The 15,856-nt window shown below is 62.5% G+C and carries 12 protein-coding genes; 9 read left to right on the forward strand and 3 right to left on the reverse strand.

The genetic code is table 11. The annotated features are described in order from the left end of the window. Positions 1–130: 130 nt before the first annotated feature. The 9 genes from P3T42_RS07860 to P3T42_RS07900 all read left to right on the forward strand — a co-directional run bounded on the left by P3T42_RS07860 (position 131) and on the right by P3T42_RS07900 (position 12,519). Positions 131–1,279, forward strand: coding sequence for a porin (locus P3T42_RS07860; RefSeq protein WP_074294316.1), 1,149 nt, complete (start codon positions 131–133; stop codon positions 1,277–1,279). A gap of 477 nt (positions 1,280–1,756) precedes the next feature. Next, positions 1,757–3,331, forward strand: coding sequence for an ABC transporter substrate-binding protein (locus P3T42_RS07865; RefSeq protein WP_429305657.1), 1,575 nt, complete (start codon positions 1,757–1,759; stop codon positions 3,329–3,331). A 111-nt stretch (positions 3,332–3,442) separates the two neighbouring features. After that, entirely contained in the window at positions 3,443–4,396 is a 954-nt protein-coding gene (locus P3T42_RS07870) for an ABC transporter permease (RefSeq protein ID WP_074294318.1), read from the forward strand. Between the two features lie 84 nt (positions 4,397–4,480). Continuing rightward, positions 4,481–5,395, forward strand: coding sequence for an ABC transporter permease (locus P3T42_RS07875; protein ID WP_429305658.1), 915 nt, complete (start codon positions 4,481–4,483; stop codon positions 5,393–5,395). Position 5,396: 1 nt separating this feature from the next. After that, entirely contained in the window at positions 5,397–7,265 is a 1,869-nt protein-coding gene (locus P3T42_RS07880) for an ABC transporter ATP-binding protein (protein ID WP_429305659.1), read from the forward strand. A gap of 107 nt (positions 7,266–7,372) precedes the next feature. Next, positions 7,373–9,439: a hydantoinase/oxoprolinase family protein gene (locus P3T42_RS07885; RefSeq protein ID WP_429305660.1), complete on the forward strand. Its 2,067-nt coding sequence runs from the start codon at positions 7,373–7,375 to the stop codon at positions 9,437–9,439. Between the two features lie 13 nt (positions 9,440–9,452). Next, positions 9,453–11,447 carry a hydantoinase B/oxoprolinase family protein gene (locus P3T42_RS07890; RefSeq protein WP_429305661.1) on the forward strand — a complete coding sequence of 665 codons (1,995 nt, stop codon included), beginning with the start codon at positions 9,453–9,455 and terminating at the stop codon, positions 11,445–11,447. A gap of 65 nt (positions 11,448–11,512) precedes the next feature. After that, on the forward strand, positions 11,513–11,896 hold the full coding sequence (locus tag P3T42_RS07895) for a cupin domain-containing protein (RefSeq protein ID WP_083640233.1): 384 nt from the start codon (positions 11,513–11,515) through the stop codon (positions 11,894–11,896). A 167-nt stretch (positions 11,897–12,063) separates the two neighbouring features. Next, positions 12,064–12,519 (forward strand): hypothetical protein, encoded by a 456-nt coding sequence (locus P3T42_RS07900; protein ID WP_429305662.1) that lies wholly within the window; start codon positions 12,064–12,066, stop codon positions 12,517–12,519. A 219-nt stretch (positions 12,520–12,738) separates the two neighbouring features. On the opposite strand, the gene P3T42_RS07905 is transcribed toward P3T42_RS07900, so the two are convergent. From P3T42_RS07905 to P3T42_RS07915, 3 genes are all read right to left on the reverse strand, one after another. Next, positions 12,739–13,713 carry a M14 family metallopeptidase gene (locus P3T42_RS07905; protein WP_429305663.1) on the reverse strand — a complete coding sequence of 325 codons (975 nt, stop codon included), beginning with the start codon at positions 13,711–13,713 and terminating at the stop codon, positions 12,739–12,741. A 46-nt stretch (positions 13,714–13,759) separates the two neighbouring features. Beyond that, on the reverse strand, positions 13,760–15,241 hold the full coding sequence (locus P3T42_RS07910; protein WP_429305664.1) for an NAD-dependent succinate-semialdehyde dehydrogenase: 1,482 nt from the start codon (positions 15,239–15,241) through the stop codon (positions 13,760–13,762). 95 nt (positions 15,242–15,336) lie between these two features. Beyond that, positions 15,337–15,819 carry an Lrp/AsnC family transcriptional regulator gene (locus P3T42_RS07915; protein WP_074294327.1) on the reverse strand — a complete coding sequence of 161 codons (483 nt, stop codon included), beginning with the start codon at positions 15,817–15,819 and terminating at the stop codon, positions 15,337–15,339. Positions 15,820–15,856 lie beyond the last annotated feature (37 nt).

Here is a 15,856-nt window from a genome sequence, read left to right on the forward strand (position 1 = left end):
AATCGGCGTGCAAGCATCCGTCCCGTTGTGTGTTTCCGAACCCGAAACTGCCCACCAGGTTCGCCGTTGAACCTGTAATCGCAGTTCGAAAAAATGCCTCGTTTGAATATTTAAAAGCCCGGAGATCGTAATGAAAAAGCAACTCATCGCATTGGCTGTATCCGCAGCATTTGCCGCCCCTGTATTCGCCCAAAGCAGTGTCACGTTGTATGGCGTGATCGATCAAGGCATTAACTACACGAGCAACGTCGGCGGCAATCATGAGTTTGAGATGGCGAGCGGCTATGCGCAGGGCAGCCGTTGGGGTCTCAAGGGTTCGGAAGATCTGGGTGGCGGCCTGAAGGCCATCTTCCAGTTGGAAAACGGCTTCAACGCGAGTAACGGCGCACTCGCCGAAGGCGGCCGCCTGTTCGGCCGTCAGGCTTACGTCGGGCTGGCGGACAACACGTACGGTACGGTCACGCTCGGCCGCCAGTACGACTCCGTAGTCGACTACTTCGCGCAAACCACGGCTAACGGCAACTGGGCCGGCTACCTGTTTGCCCACCCGTACGATAACGACAACTCCGACAACTCGTTCCGTCTGGACAACGCCGTCAAGTACGCGAGCCCGAATATCGGCGGCTTCCAGTTCGGCGGTGCGTATGCGTTCAGCAACGACACCAACTTCGCCAACGACCGCGCCTATAGCTTCGGCGGCCAGTACACCAACGGCGGCCTGCTGGTGGCCGCCGCGTATATGCAAGCCGACAACCCGGGTGTGACGACCGGCGGTGCGATCACGACCAATGACGCGAGCTTCATCGCCGAGCGCATGCGCGTGTGGGGCGCCGGCGTCAACTACACGTTCGGTCCGGCCACAGTGGGTCTCGCGTACAGCAACTCGAACTACAAGAATCCGACGGCGAACGGTTACATCAGCACGACCGCTCCCCTTGTGACGGGTGCGACGCTCAACACCCTCAAGTTCCAGAACATCGAAGTGAACGGCAAGTACCAGATCACGCCGACGTTCTACGTGGGCGCGGAGTACGTCTACACGATCGAGAGCTTCGATGCGTCGACGGGTAACCTGAAGCCGAAGATTCAAACGGTGGGCCTGATGGCTGACTACAACCTCTCGAAGCGCACGGACGTCTATATCCAGGGCGTGTACCAGAAGGTCGGCGGCGACAAGACCAACTCGGTTCTGGACGATGGCTTCGTGCTCGGTACCGACGCACCGTCGTCGACCTCGAGCCAGACCGTGGTCCGGGTTGCCCTGCGCCACCAGTTCTAAGTTTTTCGCACGACCACGCGGCATCACGTGATGCACTACGTGTGACGTGATGTCTTTTGTTGGCTCATCGGGTATCGCGAGGTACTTGATGAGCTTTTTTTTGCGCAGCACAAAACGCTGACCTTCAATCCGGCAAGCGTTTAATTCTGCTGTACGCGCTTCGCGGCCACCGTCCTCAAAGGCGCACGGCCTGCCAAACCGGGCTCACAACGCCTCGTCGCCCGTCCATCCGCCCGCCGCGGACGCTGCAAAGCCCATCCCACCGGCCTGACAGCCGCATGCCGCCACGCGCGCAGCAATTCATGCTGTGAAGCGCCCTCAAAACGATTCGTTTCGCTTGCGCGCGATGCCGAATCAGGACATTCCGTTAATTTTGCGGTGCTTAAATTCACTCAACCCGCAACGTTCTCGCTTTGACGGGTGAAGCTGCCTACACAAACCGTATTCATTCTTCCCTTGGTCCCAGGAGTAGATTCCATGAACGACGACGAAATCAAACGAGCCGGTTTCAGCCGCCGCGACATGATGCGTGTATTGGCAGCGGGCGGAATGCTCGCCACGGGGGCCACCGGTATGCTTGCAGGCGCAACGAGCGCCTTCGCCGACACGCCGAAGAAGGGCGGCAAGATTCGGGCTGCCTACGAATCCAGTTCGACCGCGGACACGCTGGACCCGGCCAAGGGCTCGACCGGCGCCGACTACATCCGCTTCTTCATGTTCTATAGCGGCCTCGCCCAGTTCGATGCCAGCCTGACGCCGCAGCCGGCGCTGGCCGAATCGTTCACCAGCAGCGACGCGAAGGTCTGGACGCTCAAGCTGCGCAAGAGCGTGACCTTCCATGACGGCAAGGCGCTGACGCCGGCTGACGTGGTGTACTCGCTGATGCGCCACAAGAACCCGGCGACGGCGTCGAAAGTGAAGTCGGTGGCGGACCAGTTCGACGAAGTGAAGGCGAGCGGCCCGGATGAAGTGCAGGTCACCTTGAGCTCGCCGAACGCCGACCTGCCGGCGATTCTCGCCACGCCGCAACTGGTCATCATCAAGGACGGCACCACGGACTTTTCGACGGCCGTGGGCACCGGACCGTACAAGGTGAAGACGTTCAAGCCCGGTGTCAGCACGGTCGGCACGCGCAACGACAACTACTGGCGCCCGGGTAAGCCCTACCTCGACGAGGTGGAGCTGATCGGGATTGGCGACGACTCGGCGCGCGTGAATGCGCTGCTTTCCGGCGACGTCCATCTGATCAGCGCAGTCGATCCGCGTGCGACGCAGCGCGTGGCGGCGACGCCCGGCTACGCGATCAAGGAAACCAAGTCGGGTCTCTATACCGACCTCATCATGCGGCGCGACAACGCGCTCACCGGCAACCCGGATTTCGTGCAGGGCATGAAGTACCTGTTCGACCGCGAGCAGATCCGCACCGCAGTGTTCCGCGGCTATGCAGTGATCGGCAATGATCAGCCGATTCCTCCTGGCCATCGCTACTACTTCGCCGGATTGCCGCAGCGTCCGTACGATCCGGACAAGGCCAAGTTTCATCTGCAGAAAGCGGGCGCCGTGGGTCTGACGCTGCCGCCGATCTACGCGACCTCGGACGCCAACGGTTCGATCGAAATGGCCGAGATGATGCAACTGTCGGCGCAGAAGATCGGCGTCAACCTGACGGTGAACCGCGTGCCGCCCGATGGCTACTGGTCGAACCACTGGATGAAGCATCCGCTCGGCTTCGGCAGCATCAACCCGCGTCCGAGCGCCGACGTGCTGTTCACGCAGTTCTTCAAGTCGGATGCGCCGTGGAACGAATCCGGCTGGAAGAATCCGCAGTTCGACCAGTTGCTGATCTCGGCACGCTCCGAAACGGACGACGCCAAGCGCAAGCAGATGTACGCTGACATGCAGACCATCGTCAGCAACCAGGGCGGCATCGGCATTCCGTCGTTCATCAGTCTGCTCGACGGTTACGACAAGCGTCTCAAGGGTCTGGGTTCGATCCCGACCGGCGGGATGATGGGCTTCTCGTTCGCCGAAAACGTATGGTGGGACGCCTGACCTGCCTGCACCTGTCGATCTGCCAGACAGGTCACGCGTTGACCCGGCTTGCCGGTGGCGAACCCCAGGGTTCGCCACCGGCCTTTGCAATCCTCGTAGGAGGCCCGTGCGATGAACCAGACCATTGCAGCGCTGATTGTGAAGCGCATTGCGCTGACGCTGCTGATTCTGCTGATCGTGTCGATGATCATCTTCACGATTACCAACCTGCTGCCCGGCGACGCCGCGCAACAGGCGCTCGGCCAGGCGGCGACGCCGGAGACGGTCGCGGCCTTGCGGCTGCAGTTCGGCCTCGACCAGCCTGCCTACCTGCGCTATCTGCACTGGCTCGCGGGCCTCGTGCGCGGCGACTTCGGCCTCTCGCTGTCGAGCAATCTGCCGGTCAGCGAGATGATTGCCGGCCGCCTGCCGAAGTCGCTGGAACTGGCTGCGATCACCACGCTCGTCTCGGTGCCGATTGCCATTTCGATGGGGATTCTCGCCGCCGTGAAGCGCGGCTCGCTGCTCGATCGCATCATCAGTCTCGGCACGCTCGCGCTGGTTGCGACGCCCGAGTTCCTGATCGCGACGTTCGCGGTGCTGGTGTTCGCGGTCAAGCTGCATTGGCTCTCGGCCCTCTCGTATGGCGGCGAGATCGACAGTTTCCATGACTTCATGCGCGCCTATGCGATGCCCGTCATCACGCTGTGCTGCGTGATCGTCGCGCAGATGGCACGTATGACGCGGGCCGCGGTGATCGAACAGCTCGGCTCTTCGTATGTGGAGATGGCGATCCTCAAGGGCGCCCGCCCGGCACGCGTGGTGCTGCTGCATGCGCTGCCCAACGCGATCGGCCCGATTGCCAATGCGGTGGCGCTGAGCCTGTCGTATCTGCTGGGCGGCGTGATCATCGTCGAGACGATTTACAACTACCCGGGTCTTGCCCGCCTGATGGTGGACGCGGTCAGCAACCGCGACATGCCGCTGGTGCAAGCCTGCACGCTGATCTTCTGCCTCGGCTATCTGATTCTGGTGCTGCTCGCGGATCTGTGCGCGATCGTTTCCAACCCGAGGCTGCGGACATGAACCTCCATCATCCGTCACCTGTCGATCCTCGCTCGCCGACGCAGGCCGACGCAGGCCGACGCGGCGCTCATAAGGAGTCCTGCCATGCCCGCCTCTCATTCACCCGCACCGTCCGGGGGCGGTGGCTCTGTCCCGCCGCCGCTGGCCAAACGCGCCGCGCGCCGTCGTGTGCCTTCGCTGTCGTTGAGCGGCTGGATCGGCGCGGCCATGGTGGCGCTGGCTCTGCTGGTGGCGATTTTCGGGCCGTGGCTCGCGCCGAATCCGGTTGGCGCGATCGTGACGCAGGACGTGTTCGCGCCGTTCAGCGCCCACCTGCCGCTCGGTTCCGACTACCTGGGGCGCGACATGCTGAGCCGCATCATGTACGGTACGCGCCTCACCGTGCTGCTCGCGCTGGCGGCGGCGCTGTTCGCCGCCGTGTGCGGCACCGGGCTCGGCTTGCTGGCGGCGGTCGCGGGCCGCGCGGTCGACGAGACCATGAGCCGCGTACTCGACGCCGTGAGTTCGATTCCCACCAAGATGTTCGCGTTGATGATCGTCGCGGCGTTTGGGTCGTCGCTGACCTTGCTGGTCCTGACCGCAGGAATCAGCTACACGCCTGGCGCGTATCGCATTGCGCGTTCGCTGGCTGTGAACATCAGCGCGCTCGAATACGTGCAGGTCGCCAAGGTGCGCGGCGAGAACGCGATCTATATCTGCTGCGTGGAGATCCTGCCGAACATGATTCATCCGATGCTCGCGGATCTCGGCTTGCGTTTCGTGTTCGTGGTGTTGTTGCTGAGCAGCCTGAGCTTCCTCGGGCTCGGCGTTCAGCCGCCGTATGCGGACCTCGGTTCGCTGGTGCGGGAAAACATCGCGGGGCTGGGTGACGGTGCGCCAGTCGTGCTGATGCCGGCCATCGCCATTGCGATCCTGACGGTCGGCGTCAACCTGCTGATCGACGGGCTGCCTGGGCGCGGCAAGCGCCTGCGTTTGCGCCGTGCCGCGGAGGCTCGTTGAGATGAACAGCACACCTGCCAATCTGGTTGAAGTGCGCGGTCTACGGGTGGTCGGCAGCAGCGAGGGCCGCCCGGAAACCACCATCGTGAACGATATCGACTTCACGGTCGCTCGTGGCGAAGTGCTCGCGCTGATCGGTGAATCCGGCTCGGGCAAAACGACCATTGCGCTCTCGCTGATGGGACATGCCCGCACCGGCTGCCGGATCGCCGGCGGTTCGATCCGTGTCGGCGAGTGCGACGTGCGGGCATTGTCGCCTGACGCACTGGCTTCGCTGCGCGGCCGCAAGGTGGCCTATATCGCGCAAAGCGCGGCGGCGGCCTTCAATCCGGCTCGCACGATTCTCGATCAGGTGATCGAAAGCGCGCTGATCCATCGGACCATGAGCAAGGCCGCGGCGCAGGCGAAAGCCGTCGAACTGTTCCGTGCGCTGGCATTGCCGGAGCCGGAGCTGATCGGCAAGCGTTATCCGCACCAGGTGTCGGGCGGGCAGTTGCAGCGGCTGCTGGCGGCAATGGCGCTGATCACGGACCCCGAGCTGGTGATTCTCGACGAGCCGACCACGGCGCTCGACGTCACTACGCAGATCGACGTGCTGCAGGCGTTCAAGCGGGTCGTGAAGGAACTCGGCACGACAGCCGTGTATGTGTCGCACGATCTGGCGGTGGTCGCGCAGATGGCCGATCGCATCGTGGTGCTGAGCGACGGCGCGATCCGCGAAGTGGGCAGCACGGCGCAGATTCTCCATGCACCGGCGCATGCCTATACACAGAGCCTGATTGCAGCAGTCATGCCGACGCCGCGCGGGGCGCGTCCCGAAACGCGCGCTGTTACGAGTGCGGAAGCGCGCCCGTTGCTGGAGGTCAAGCGTCTCGTCGCCGGTTACGGCAAGGTCGACGCCAAGGGTTTCCCGGCCGCACGCATTCTGGATGATGTGGATCTGGTGATTCGTCGCGGCAAAACCGTGGGCGTGATCGGCGAATCCGGATCGGGCAAGACCACGCTGGCGAAGGTGATTGCGGGCCTGGTGCCGGTGGCGAGCGGCTCGTTGCTGCTCGATGGCGAGCCGATGCCCAAGCGTCTGAACCGGCGCACCAAGGAACAATTCCGCCGCATCCAGATCGTGTTCCAGAACGCGGACACGGCGTTGAATCCGGTGCATACCGTTGAGCGGATTCTGTCCCGCCCGCTTGCGTTCTATCACGGCATGAAGGGCGAGCGCGCGCGTCAGCGCGTCGCCGAACTGCTCGATCTGGTGCGTCTGCCGGCTGCACTCGCGACGCGCCGCTCGGGCGAACTGTCGGGCGGTCAGAAGCAGCGGATCAACCTGGCGCGTGCGCTCGCTGCCGAGCCGGATCTGATTCTCTGCGACGAGGTGACGTCCGCACTCGATACCGTGGTGGGCGCGGCGATCCTCGATCTGCTCGCCGATCTGCAACGCAAGCTCGGCGTGTCGTACCTGTTCATTACTCACGACATCGGCAAGATGCGTGCCATCAGTGACGACATCGTCGTGCTGTATTCCGGTCATCGCGTCGAGGCGGGCGACCGTGCGGCGCTGTGCGCGCCGCCGTTCCATCCGTATGCGGATCTGCTGATCTCGTCGGCGCCGGAACTGCGCGCGGGCTGGCTCGATGAGGCCTCCATCCGCTGTCACAGCGAGTTGCCGCCAATCGGGCCGCGTGCGGAACACTCGGAACTGTGTACGTTCCTCGGACGCTGCCCGTTGCGTGTCGATGGCTTGTGCAACACCACGGCGCCGGCGCGCCGGCAATTGTCGAATGGTGCTGAAGTACTGTGCCATCGCACGGAGGTCGATCTGACCAGCCTGCAGCAGATCCCGGCGTTGCGGGAAGGCACGGTAGTGTGAGAAAGGACGCCGTGCGTTCATGCTTGAGCCGGATGTGCGACATGGATTGGCGTTACGCATCGAATGGCAAAGTGCAGCGGGCAGCGCCGAACTAAAGGAAAAACTTCATGGGCTTGAGAATCGGTGTGGACATCGGTGGGTCGTTTGCCGACTTCGCAGTACTGAATGACGAAACGGGGGAGCTGAAAACGCTAAAGGTGTTTTCCCGGCCCGACAGCCCTGGCGCCGAGGTGTTGCGCGGCATGGAAGGTCTCGCCGAGCGCTATGGCGTCGATCCGCATGAAGTCGACTATTTCACGCATGGCACCACCGTCGGCGTCAACGCCGTCGTGCAACGCAAGGGTCTGAAGCTCGGCCTGATTACGACGCGGCACTTCGAGGACGTGCTGGATATTGCCCGTCTGAAAGGTCCCGACATGTACAACCTGATGTCGAAGCGACCCGCGCCGCTGGTGCCGCGTGAGCGCGTCTTCGGCATCGTCGGGCGGTTGACGGCGGACGGCACGGTCGAGACACCGGTGGACGAAGCCAGCGTGCTCGACGCGCTCGACAAGCTGAAGCGCGCGGGCTGCGAAGGCGTGGTGGTGTCGCTGCTGCACTCGTATCGCAATCCGGTCCATGAGCACGAGGTCAAGGCGATACTCGAGCGCGCGATGCCGGGCTTCTTCGTTTCGTGTTCGTCCGACGTATGGCCGATCATTCGCGAGTACGAGCGCACCTCGACGGCGGTGATTGGCGGGTATGTGCAGCCGAAGGTGTCGCACTATCTGTCGTCGCTGCAACATGCACTGCGCGAGACGGGAATCGCGGCGGACATGAAGGTCACCAAGTCGAACGGCGGCGTGATGAGCGCTGAGACCGGCAAGACCAACTGCGTGCAGATGATCCTCTCAGGCACCGCATCCGGCGTGATCGGCGCCGCTTACGTTGCACAACTCTGCGGGCTGCGGCACTGCATGAGCCTCGACATCGGCGGCACGACCGCGGACGTTGCGCTGATCATCGACGGCGAGCCGCAATACGCCACTGGCGAATACATCGGCGATTTCCAGATTCATATTCCCTCGGTTTCGGTGTCGTCTATCGGCGACGGCGGTGGCTCGATTGCGTGGGTGGACGACTTCGGCGTGCTCAAGGTCGGACCGGAGAGCGCCGGTTCGAACCCAGGACCCGTGTGCTACGGTCGCGGCGGCACGCGCGCCACCATCACCGACGCCTTTGCTGTGATGGGCGTGATCGGCAACGCGAGCCTCGGCTATAACTCGGTGAAGGTCGATCACGACGCGGCCTGCCGCGCCATCGACGCGCTGGCCCAACGGCTTGGCTCGGATATCTACAAGACGGCGGAAGCGATCGTTAACGTGTCGGTATCCGGCATGTATGCGGGCGTGAGCCGCATTGTGTCGCGCTTCGGGATCGATCCGCGTACTTTCTCGCTACTGCCGTTCGGCGGCGCTGGGCCGATGCTCGCGTGTTATTTCGCGCGGGCGCTCGGCATGGAGCAGGTCGTTGTTCCCACGACGCCAGGTGTGCTGAGCGCACTCGGCGGCCTGATTGCCGATACGAAGAACGATTTCGTCAAGACCACCTACTACGACCTCGACGCAGCCGCGCTCGATGCGCTGCGTGACGATGCGCACTCGCTCGAAACGGCCGCACGCGCGTGGATGGCCGCTGAGACCGCCGCGCCCGGCCATGCCGGTAATGACCGCGCGGCGCGCATCACGGTCTCGGCGGACATGCGCTACAAGGGCCAGTCCTTTGAGATCGACACGCCGCTCGAACTGGCATGGCTGCAGAACCGCGACATTGGCGCGCTGAGCGAGGCTTTCCACCGCGAGCATGCACGACTCTACGGCCATAGCGATCTGAAAGCGAAGATCCAGGTGGTCGCGTTGCGTCTCGTGATTGCATCGGTGACGCCCAAGCCGGCATTGCGGCCTATCGAAGCAAGCGAGCAGCCTCCGGTTCCGGATGCCACGGTGAAGGTCTGGATGGACGGCGCGTTCCGCGATGCGGCGCTGTTCCATCGCGCGAAGCTGCTGGCCGGCCAGCAACTTGCGGGGCCGGCCGTGATTGCGCAGGACGATTGCACGACCTGTGTGCTGCCGGGTTTCTCGGGACGTATCGATGCCTACGGCAATCTGATCCTTACCTATGTTGGCGCGAACTGATACGGAGCGGGGCATGCAATTCGACAAGGCAGTACTGCAGATTTTCGCCAACTATTGCGTCGCGGCAGCGGAGAGCATGGCGTACACGCTGGTGCGCACCGCACACTCGACCTTCGTGAAAGAGACCGAGGACTTTTCGTGCGCGATCACGACGCCGGATGGACTCACGTTTGCTTCGCCGAAGACGTTGGGCGCGACCTGGTATGTCGGCCTCGACTACGGCCCGGTGATTGGCATGATCGACCACTACGAGCCGGGCGATATCGGCATGACGAACGACGCGTACAGCGGCTTCGTCGCCACGCACACGCCGGACATCGTGCTGTGGAAGCCGGTGTTTTACGAAGGCGAGATTGTTTGCTTCGTGGGCGGCCACATCCACAACACCGACATGGGTGGCGCCGTGCCGGCTTCGTTGTCGCGCACGCTGACCGAAATCGAGCAGGAGGGCATCCGCTTTCCGCCCACCAAGATCGTGCGGGGCGGTGTGCTCGATGAAGAGCTGCTGCGCATCATGGCGGCCAATGTGCGTGTGCCGGACCAGAACGTCGGCGATCTGCATGCGCAACTGGCGTCGCTGCATACCGGCGAGCGACGCGTGCTGGAGATCATCGAACGCTTTGGCATTGACGGCTTCAAGGCGGGCATGCAGGCGCTGCTCGATTACTCGGAGGAACAGGCGCGCACCATCATGCGCGGCATTCCAGACGGCGAGTACTTCTTCGCCGAGTATGCGGATGAGGACTCGGTACGCGGCAAACCGATGCGCGTCGCGCTGACGCTGCGTGTCCGCGATGGCAGTGTCGAGTTCGACTATACCGGCAGCGATCCGCAACTGCAGTCGTCGCTGAACATCCCCACGGGTGGCCGCGAACGTCATGCGCTCGCGCTGGTGGGCTTCGTCTATGTGCTGTACACGCTGAATCCGGAGATTCTGCTTAACAGCGGCATGCTGCGGGTGGCGCGTTGCGTGCTGCCGGTGGGCACAGTCGTCAATGCGCAGCGGCCGGCGGCGGTCGGTATGCGCAGCCTCACCTGCAAGCTACTGCACCTGCTGACATTCGGCGCATTTTCGCGCGCGATTCCGGAGCGACTCGCAGCGTGCCCAGCCGGCGGCCTGTCGATTCTCAGCGTAAAGACGATGGACCGGCAGGGCGGTACGGTGATGGCGTCGATCGGACCGATTGGCGGCGGCGCGGGGGGCATGTCATTCGACGACGGCGAGGACGGCTCCGGCGCCAACAATGCGTTTTTGCGCAATACGCCGGTGGAGATCAACGAGGCGGAGGTGCCGATTCGCATCACACGCTATGGCGTGGCACCAGGTTCGGGCGGCGCGGGCCAGTTTCGCGGCGGCCAGGGCCTGGTGATGGAGTTCAAGGTATTCGCACCGAACACGCTTGTGACGGCGCGCAACCGCGACCGCACGCATTTTGCTTCGTGGGGCGTGCGCGGCGGTCATGCGGGCGCGAATGCGCGCTTCACGAAGAACCCGGATACCCCGCATGCGGAGCAACTGGGCAACACGGACCTGGTGATCTGCAATCCGGGGGACGTAATTCGCCTGGTTGGCGCAGGGGCTGGCGGTTACGGCAGACCGATTGATCGCGATGTCCAACGGGTATGCGACGACGTGCGACGGGGTTATGTCACCGAGCAGGAAGCGCGCGAGGTCTATGCGGTGGCGATTGTCGACGGCGAGATCGACGCACGCGAAACGGCGGCGCTGCGCGAGCAGGCGCAGACGTTGGCGCGCGATATTGAAGTGTTGCCATTCGAGTTCGGACCATACCGCGAGGCCTTCGAAGCGAAGTGGACGCGCGAACGTTACGCGGCCCTCACGCGCATTTTGTCGGGCGTACCGGTGCAATGGCGCTATTTCATCAAGCACCGGATCTTCGATGCGCTGGACGCGCATGTTGAAACGGAGGGCGTGAATGCCGAGGCGATCGACCTGATCTTTGCAGACCTCTGTGCATCGTGGCCCGAGTTGCGGCGCGCGAGTTGAGGGGGAGTCGAGAGAGTGGGCCGTCAGCAGAACAAAATTCGTACTACTTCAAAGAGAGTCAATTGATGTCACAAAGCATTTCCACGCATGCTGTACAGAGCGAGTGCTTTAACGAACCGCAGGGCGAGGGCACGTTGCTGTCGTTGAGCCCGGAGCGGCTACTGCGCGGTCAACCCGAGCGTCGGGACTGGCCGGTATTCGAGCGTGCCGATGGCAAGGTCAGCACGGGTATCTGGAGCGGCACGGCGGGCGCATGGCGGATCGACTTCCCGGAGGGGCAGTTCGAATTTTTCCACGTGTTGTCGGGAATCGGCGCAATCGTGCCGGACGAGGGCGAGCGCAAACCGTTTGGGCCGGGCGACGCGGTGATGGTGCCGGAGGGCTTTCGGGGCGTGTTTGAAGTGACGGAGAAGGTCACGAAGCAGTATATGTTTGTGCAGAATATCTGAGCGCGGGCCGACATGAAGTAGAAGCAGCCTGTGATGGCGTTGCGTGCGCGCGGCATTCGATCATGAGCGATTCGCCTCAAGGAACACAGCTAATACGAGATGCTGTAGCGGTTATATTAGCTCTCCCTGAATCAATGCCTGTCGCCCCGGTTGGCGACCCGTTTCCCATGACCTATCACGCCGTCACAGTCACGTTTGAAAACATTGGAGGAGTCGTTATCCAAAGAGACAGAAACGGTGCTGCAAGGACATCGTTTAATGTCACCGTCACGGGCAAACGTCAGTACGCGGTACAGATGCGCGGTGAACCACGGCTTGAAAACGGCATGGTCGTGACTGCGGTATTGCGTGACACGGACAACTGGCAAACGTTGGTGGGCTGGCTGAATCACGCGACGGGCGAGATTTGCGGTATCGATTCGCCAGCGAGGTCTTTCGCGTCATTCGTGATTGCTCTTCTGATATCGGTTCTCCTTTCTATCAGATGGTTGGGCGAAGCTGTTGGGGAAAAACACGGTGCCACCGGCCCTGTCATCTGGATTCTCGCGGTGATGGTCATCGACGCGTGGTTGCTATCCTCCTGGCGGAAGTCGGCGACGGTGTACAAACTTCTGAAACCCTAAGAGAGATGCCCACACGAAGCGGGCGTCACTCTTCATCTTTCATCTGTGCGGATCTGCGACCTATATGCTGCGTCCGACAGTCGCTGTGTCGACCCAATCTCTTGCTGCTTTGCGCCGCAGGATCAGCACTGCACCGAGGCGTAACCACACGCAAAGCGCAATCAGCGCGATAGCCCATAGTCCCAATGCGTGCAGATATGGGCCGCCGGCCACATATCCCTACAGCAACTGCCCAAGCCGAACCACGGTCACCCCTGGCCTAAGCTGCCGCAACGACGGCATCACCAGCACGCAATTGTCATAGGGCGTGACCACAGCCTCACCCTCATTCCAACCAATAACAGTCCCGGCCTTGGCAAACATCTCCAATCCGGTAAACGCATCCGCGAAGCGAAAATCCATACTCTTGGCGACCACAGGTTGAGTAACACGAATCACACGTATAGCATCAGGTTTCGCCGCAAACCAATCAGCCGGAAGATCACCAACATCAAGCGCACCAGCGAGCACGAGAAACCGCGCAGTACAGTCCTTCGCCACAACAACAGCCGACGGCTCCCAATGCTGCCCACACTCCACGAGCAGCGCATTCCGCGAGCTAAGCGGATCACCAAACCCTTCATAGTCCCGCATGCGCCGCCCTTCCGGATGCCCTTCATCACTGATGACAGTACCCGGAGCCCCCAAGGCGCGAGCGAGTTCAATCCCCTTGTCCAGCGGACCCGAAACGATCAGTGGGGCGCTACGCTCATGCATGGAATGCAGATCAAGCAGTAAATCCACTGTATCGATCACCGGACGTAGAGCGCGAGCCCGCCTAAGCTCGCTGGAATCGACGCTAGCGTCATCAAGCTTAGCTGCGGTCCAAACACGATTAAAATCCTGATCGACAAAACGCGACGCATCCGGCTTCGCCGCATCAAAACTCAGGTAAGCGTCGACATTGGAGAAGCCAAGCGTGAGCTTGCCACGCCGCGGCTTGACACCCAGATCGAGCAACGCCTTAACCGCAATAGCGCCGCACACTTCATTGCCGTGCGTGAGCGCGTTGATCATCACATGAGGGCCGTCCACACCGCTGTCAAACGTGTAGACATACGGAATACCGGTGTTACCAGCGGCATAAGGGCGGAGGTCGGGGAATTCGACGTCGACCGGGTAGGCATGGTCCTGCTGCGGGGAAGGGGTTGTCATGAGCGTGTCCATTCGCAGTCGATAAGAAAGTGGCCTTCGCCGAAGCTCAAACCAGGCCACCCTGGCAAAGATATTTGATGTGCTGGTAATCGTCGAGCCCATAGCGCGATCCTTCGCGACCATAACCCGATTCTTTCACACCGCCGAACGGCGCCGCCTCGCTGGCGACGGCACCCTCGTTGATGCCGATCACGCCGCTTTCGAGCCGGCCGGCGACGCGCCAGATCCGGCGCACATCGTTCGAATAGAAGTATGCCGCGAGTCCGAACGGCGTGTCATTGGCTTCGCGCAGCACATCGGCGTCGCTTTCGAAGCGGAACAACGGCGCGACCGGGCCGAAGGTTTCCTCATGGAACAGGGCCATGTCGCGGTTGGCGTCGCCCAGAACAGTGGGTGCGTAGTAATACGGACCGTCGAGACCGTCACCTTGCAGACGACGCCCGCCGGTCAGCACCACAGCGCCATGTGCTAGAGCGTCCTGTACGTGACGCTCGATCTTGTCGACAGCACGCGCATTGATCATGGGGCCGATCTGCGAATCGTCGCGCGTGGCAGGGCCCGCCCGCAGCGCCGAGACCCGCTCAACCAGCTTGCGCGCGAACGCATCGTACACGCTGTTCTGCACGTAGATCCGATTCGGGCACACGCAGGTCTGGCCACCGTTACGAAACTTCGACGCCATCAAACCGTCGACCGCAGCGTCGAGATCCGCGTCGTCGAAGACGATAAACGGCGCGTTGCCGCCCAGTTCCAGCGAGAGCTTCTTGAGCGTGCCGGCGGACTCGCGCGCCAGATGCTTGCCGACCGGCGTCGAACCGGTAAACGTGATCTTGCGTACACGCGAATCGGCCAGCCAGTTCGAGACGGTGGCGGGCGTGTGCTCGCGCGAGGCGCTCACCACATTCAGCACGCCAGCAGGCAGCCCCGCTTCCTCAGCCAGCCGCGCGAGGGCGAGCGCCGTGAGCGGCGTGTCCTCCGCGGGTTTGGCGACCACGGTACAGCCTGCGGCCAGCGCCGGCGCAATTTTGCGGGCGATCATCGCCAGCGGGAAATTCCACGGCGTGATGGCAGCGACCACGCCGACCGGCTCCTTCACCGCCATCATCCGTTTGCCGGGCATCAAGGCGGGGAGCATGTCGCCGTAGCTGCGCACGGCTTCTTCCGCAAACCATTCCACATACGACGCGCCATACGCCACTTCGCCGCGCGCCTCAGCCAGCGGCTTGCCCTGCTCGCGCGAGATGATGCGCGCCAGGTCCTCGGTATTGGCGACGATCGCCGCATGCCAGCGCTTGAGGAATTGCGCGCGTTCGCGGGCCGTGCGCTCGCGCCAGCCGTCGAACGCGGCGTGGGCGGCATCGGTGGCGGCCCGGGCGTCGGCTTCGCTGCTGTCCGGCACGCTCGTAAACTCGACGCCGGAGGCCGGATCGTTGACGGGGTAGCGGGCGCCGTCGACGGCATCGCGCCACTCACCGGCGATGAAGTTGTGTGTGCGAGAGAGTTCGGGACGCTTCAAGGTGAGTGGCATGACGACCGCCGGAATGGGAGTTAAGGATAACGAAAGGATAGATTGATGCCCTGAACCCGACGCGGTCGACACAGACCCCCGCAAGGCCACGCCGCTCAGTCTGTCAACGGAAACAGGCTCTCAATCGGGTAATGATTCTTCACGAACGGCGACTTGATCACGACATAGCTGAAGTACTTCTCAATGCCGATATTGCGTTCCAGCAGATCTTCCATCACGGTCTGGTAATGCACGACGCTGCGCGTGACGAACTTGAGCAGATAGTCGTAGCCGCCGCTCACGAGATGGCACTCGGCGATTTCGTCGACGGTGCGAATGCTGGCCTCGAACTTGGCGAAATCCTCGCGGCGATGATCCTGCAAGGTCACTTCGGTAAACACGAGCTGGATGTCGCCGAGTTTGTTCAACTGCAGATGCGCGCCATAGCCCGCGATATAGCCCGCCTTCTCGAGTCGCTTCACGCGAATCAGGCAGGGACTAGGCGATAGGCCGACCGCGTCCGCGAGGTCGACATTGGTAATGCGGCCCTTCTTTTGGAGCTGGGACAGGATGCGCAGATCGATGCGGTCCAGCTTCATTGAACTAGCATTAGTTGACACGGAGGCGATGACCTAT

This window comes from Paraburkholderia sp. GAS38 (genome assembly GCF_050434965.1).
In the GTDB taxonomy this organism is placed as follows: domain Bacteria; phylum Pseudomonadota; class Gammaproteobacteria; order Burkholderiales; family Burkholderiaceae; genus Paraburkholderia; species Paraburkholderia phenazinium_A.